Below are 4,004 nucleotides of genomic sequence, written 5' to 3'. Positions count from 1 at the left end.
ATGGATTTGAACCATCGACCTCACCCTTATCAGGGGTGCGCTCTAACCAACTGAGCTACAGGCCCATTTCTTGACTGCTCACCTATAATACCATGTAGAAGTAGACACGTCAATAAAAAAATAAAAAAAATATAGGCAAGGTAGAAAAAAAGTTTGATACATACAATGAAAATAAAGAAAAAATAATTTATCATTAAAATTGGTTAAAATATTACTAAAATTTTTACCTCATTTTATCTGGATTGTGATATATTAATTATTATAGTAATGTTGAGGAGGAAAACGAAATGGCTACAATTAAGGATGTTGCGAAAGCAGCGGATGTTTCTATCGCAACTGTATCAAGAGTATTAAATGAAGATAAAACATTGAAGGTTTTACCTGAGACAAAAGAGAAGATATTAAGAGTGGCTAGTGAACTCAATTACTCCTTAAAATCAAAAGAAAAGAAGAAAACATTTAATATAGGTATTATCCAGTGTTATACATTTGAACAGGAATTTAGAGATACTTATTTCTTATCTATTTTACAAGGGGTCGAGAAATATTTAAGAAAAGAAAAGATGGCTTCTACAAAAGTAAGATACGATGATATGAATATGAAGCAGGTATTAGAAGGTGTGGATGGCATTATCTGTATTGGAAAGTTTGAAAAGAAGTATCTCGATACATTTAGTAAGTTATCTAGTAGAATTGTTTTACTAGATATGGATTTGTCTCCTATCACAAATGTCTGTATCTCATTGGATTTTGATGACGCGATGTGTAAAGTAGTCAACTATTTTCATTCGCAGGGACATGAAACGATTGGTTTTATGGGAAGAAATGAATATGATGAGATGTCTTTACAAACAATTTCTAGAAAGAAAAGCTTTATTAAATATTGTGAATATCTAGGAATAAAATATGAAATATTTACAACCAATCATGAAATGACAGGAGATGAAGGCTATTCTGTCATGAATCGTGTGATTGAGGAAGGAAAAATACCTTCTGCAGTGTTCTGTGCCAATGATCCTCTTGCGATGGGGGCTATGCAGGCTTTATTAGATGCAGGAATCAAAGTGCCAGAAGAAGTGTCTATTATGGGATTCAATGATGTGGATGCATGTAACTTCACACGACCTACATTATCTACTGTCTATGCACCTTCAAGTGAGATGGGAGAGATGGGGGCTTCATTATTACATAGAATGATTACAGAAGAGGATATCAGCTATCCATGTAGAATACAATTACCATGTCAATTGGTTATTAGAAATTCATGCAGAGAGAAGTAATAAAACTTCTCTTTTTTATTTTAGTAAAATAATAAGTAAATTAAATAGTAAAATAATTAAAAAAATATTGATTATTTTACTAAAAGGTTTATTATAGTAGTTGAAGAAAAAACAAAATAAAAAAAAGAGGAGACCATACAATGAACCATCAAATCAACAGATTACTCAACTTTGCGTTACAAAAAGGCATGATTAGTACAGATGACTTGTACTATGCCGCAAATTTAATTTTAGATTTACTTCAGTTAGATGAATTTGAATTAGAAGAAATCGATGAAGAATTAGAAACAGCACAGGATATCATTGATCATATTCTTGACTATGCAGTAGAAAAAGGTATGATTTCAGATTCTGTGACTGAAAAAGATTTATTTGATACAAGACTTATGAACTGCCTCATGCCTCGTCCTAGTGAAGTGGTAAATAAGTTCAACACTCTTTATAATGAATCTCCAGAAAAAGCAACAGACTACTTTTATGATTTAAGTATTAGTAGTAACTATATTCGTAAATCACGTATTGATAAGAATATCAAGTTTAACCATTATGTTAAATATGGTGATATTCAGATTACTATCAACCTTTCTAAACCAGAAAAGGATCCTAAAGCGATCGCAGCTGCAAAGAATATCAAATCTACAAACTATCCTCTTTGCTTATTATGTAAAGAAAATGTTGGATTTGCAGGTAATATGAAGCATCCTGCTAGACAGAATCATCGTATTATCCCACTAGATCTTGCAGGTCATCGCTATTACCTACAGTATTCACCTTATGTTTACTACAATGAACACTGTATCGTATTTAATGAAGAACATCAGCCAATGAAAATTGACCACAATACATTCGAGCATCTATTCGCATTTGTAGATAAGTTCCCTCATTATATGCTGGGAAGTAACGCTGATCTACCAATCGTAGGTGGTTCTATCCTTACCCATGATCACTACCAAGGCGGTCGTCATCATTTTCCTATGGAAGATGCGAAAGTTATCAAGAGTTATGAACATGATCATGTACAGATAGATATGCTGTATTGGCCATTGTCAACTCTAAGACTTACCTCTACTTCCAAAGAAAAAATCATTGCTTTGGCTGATGTTATTCTTGAAAGATGGATTGATTATAGTGATGAATCACTAAATATCATTGCATATACAGATGGTGTAAAACATAACACAGTAACACCAATTGCACGTATGAAGGATGGAAAGTATCAGTTAGATCTAGTACTAAGAAATAACCGTACAACTGAAGAATACCCTTTAGGAATCTTCCACCCTCATGCTGCACACCATCACATTAAGAAGGAAAACATCGGCTTAATTGAAGTAATGGGCTTAGCTGTTCTTCCTGCAAGATTAAAGAATGAATTAGAAGATATCAAACAGTGTCTATTAGGAAATGCGGATTTTGATTCAAATGAATCATTACAGAAGCATGCAGACTGGTACAAATATCTTAAGAATTGTGATTACGAGGATGTTGATGAATTTCTAGAAGTTGAAGTCACTAAGAAGTTTGTAGCAGTATTAGAAGATGCTGGTGTATATAAAATGACTGATGAAGGAATTGAAGGATTCAGTCGCTTCGTGGAGGGCTTATGGTAGAAATTAAGAAAGAATTAGATGATGGCATTGTTGTCATTGGCTTAGAAAACAAGGACTTCTATGTAGAAGTCACAAACTTTGGCTGCACACTACTTAAAGCTGTAGTGAAGGACAAAGAAGGAAATCCATGTGATTGTGTATTAGGTTTCCCTGAAGTATCAGATTACCAGAAGAGAGATGGTACATATCTTGGTGCTTTGGTAGGGCGAGTATGCAACCGTATTGAGAAGGGAACCTTCACATTAAATGGGAAAACTTATAACGTTCCTATTAATAATGGTCCTAACTCATTGCATGGTGGTATTGAAGGATTCTCTTACAAGGTATTTGATTATGAATTTATAGAAGATGGTGTCAAGTTCCACTATGTATCTAAAGATGGTGAAGAAGGCTATCCAGGTACATTAGATTTCTATGCTTATTACACAATTGAAGGAACATCACTTCATATGCGCTATGAAGCAACAAGTGATCAGGATACAATCATCAATATCACAAACCATTCATATTTCAACTTAAATGGACATGCATCAAGTGTTCATAATCATGTATTAAAACTTAATGCTGATGAAGTAGGCTGTGTTGATGGTGATGGATTATATACAGGTGAATTATTAGATGTCTCAAATAATCCATTTGACTTTAGAAGTGAAAAAGTGATTGGAGACTGTATCAAAGACAATCATCCACAGTTAATCACAGCACGTGGTTATGACCATCCATTTGTATTTAATACAGATAAAAATCAGGCAGAACTTTATTCTCCAGAAACTGGTATTAAATTAACTGTATCTACTACTTATCCATCAGCACAGGTATATAGTGCAAACTACTTAGATGGACAGTTAGATAAATATGGATATACTATGCATCCACAAGATGCATTATGTATTGAAACAAGTTATTTACCAGATAGTATTCATAAAGAAGAAAATCCAAAGGTCATCTTAAACGCAAATAAACAATTTAAAGAAGAAACAGTATATACATTCGAGGTAACAAAATGAAAGCAAGCTTATTAAAAGAAGAATTTAAATCAAATAAACATAATCAATTATTAGAAGACTTATATGAAGATGCAAGTCTTGTAGATTATCAGAAAGATAGATATGCC

Annotated in this window: 3 protein-coding genes; all 3 read left to right on the top strand. The window is 33.0% G+C overall.

Translation table 11 applies throughout. The features are described 5' to 3' along the window. Nucleotides 1–287: 287 nt before the first annotated feature. The 3 genes from B2S90_RS04720 (at nucleotide 288) to B2S90_RS04710 (ending at nucleotide 3,897) form a co-directional block, all read left to right on the top strand. Entirely contained in the window at nucleotides 288–1,280 is a 993-nt protein-coding gene (locus B2S90_RS04720) for a LacI family DNA-binding transcriptional regulator (protein WP_055235067.1), read from the top strand. A 140-nt stretch (nucleotides 1,281–1,420) separates the two neighbouring features. After that, nucleotides 1,421–2,890: a UDP-glucose--hexose-1-phosphate uridylyltransferase gene (galT, locus tag B2S90_RS04715; protein WP_286696616.1), complete on the top strand. Its 1,470-nt coding sequence runs from the start codon at nucleotides 1,421–1,423 to the stop codon at nucleotides 2,888–2,890. Then, nucleotides 2,884–3,897 (top strand): aldose epimerase family protein, encoded by a 1,014-nt coding sequence (locus B2S90_RS04710; RefSeq protein ID WP_055235065.1) that lies wholly within the window; start codon nucleotides 2,884–2,886, stop codon nucleotides 3,895–3,897. The genes galT and B2S90_RS04710 overlap by 7 nt, the downstream gene beginning before the upstream one ends. Nucleotides 3,898–4,004: the final 107 nt, after the last annotated feature.

The organism is Catenibacterium sp. UBA627 (assembly GCF_002299355.1).
Taxonomy (GTDB): Bacteria; Bacillota_I; Bacilli_A; order Erysipelotrichales; family Coprobacillaceae; genus Catenibacterium; species Catenibacterium mitsuoka.
This window is presented reverse-complemented; position numbering and strand designations above follow the sequence as displayed.

Coding starts and splice junctions, on each gene's coding strand:
- B2S90_RS04720 (WP_055235067.1), top strand. CDS start 288: ATGGCTACAATTAAGGATGTTGCGAAAGCAGCGGATGTTTCTATCGCA.
- galT (WP_286696616.1), top strand. CDS start 1,421: ATGAACCATCAAATCAACAGATTACTCAACTTTGCGTTACAAAAAGGC.
- B2S90_RS04710 (WP_055235065.1), top strand. CDS start 2,884: ATGGTAGAAATTAAGAAAGAATTAGATGATGGCATTGTTGTCATTGGC.